Raw genomic sequence first — 674 nt, forward strand, 5'->3', positions numbered from 1 at the left:
GTCATCGCCTCGTTCGGCGACGCCTCGCTGCTCTTCGGGGTGCCGCAAAAAAGCCCCGAACCCGGCCTAGTGCTCCTGCCGTCCTTGGGGACGGACACGATTGAGGGCCTGGAGGGGCAGCCCGTTCAGCTCACGTTCATGACCGATATGGGACCGTTTGAAGTCTCCCGTCGAGTGTTGCCTCTGGCCGCCTCGTCGCGGTAAAGTTTAGTTCAAAGGTCCGTCAAGTCGGCGCGGCCCGTGAACGCATAGGGGCGAGCGCATGATCGAGAGCGGGGAGGCCATCCCGTCCGTGCCAGTGAAGCTGGTCGACGGAAACGGCATTTCGGACACCACCAGCGATGCGGTGCTCGGCAAGGGTCGGGTCGTGTTCTTTGCCGTCCCCGGCGCATTCACCCCCACCTGCCACGTCAATCATTTACCTGGCTTTATTGCTAATGCCGATAAATTGCGCGCGGCCGGCGTGGATAGGATCGTCTGCGCGGCCGTGAATGACCAGCATGTGGTCAAGGCCTGGGCAGAAGCCTCGGGCGCCTTGGGCAAGATCGATTTTATCGCCGACGGCAACGCCGCCTTGGCCAGGGCCCTCGGCCTGGACAAGGACCTAGCGGGTGCAGGCATGGGCACGCGGTTCACCCGCAGCGCCATGCTCATCACCAACGGGAAAGCGTATG

General features: G+C 63.2%; 2 protein-coding genes. Both read left to right on the forward strand.

The window, feature by feature from the left end; all coding sequences use genetic code 11:
* On the forward strand, positions 1-204 hold a 204-nt coding region (locus tag JP75_RS26900), incomplete at its 5' end, for a hypothetical protein (protein ID WP_035087802.1).
* A gap of 58 nt (positions 205-262) precedes the next feature.
* Positions 263-674, forward strand: a 412-nt coding sequence (locus tag JP75_RS24605) for a peroxiredoxin family protein (protein ID WP_035087805.1), incomplete at its 3' end; no start/stop codon positions are given.

The sequence above is a fragment of the Devosia riboflavina genome, from assembly GCF_000743575.1.
GTDB lineage: Bacteria > Pseudomonadota > Alphaproteobacteria > Rhizobiales > Devosiaceae > Devosia > Devosia riboflavina.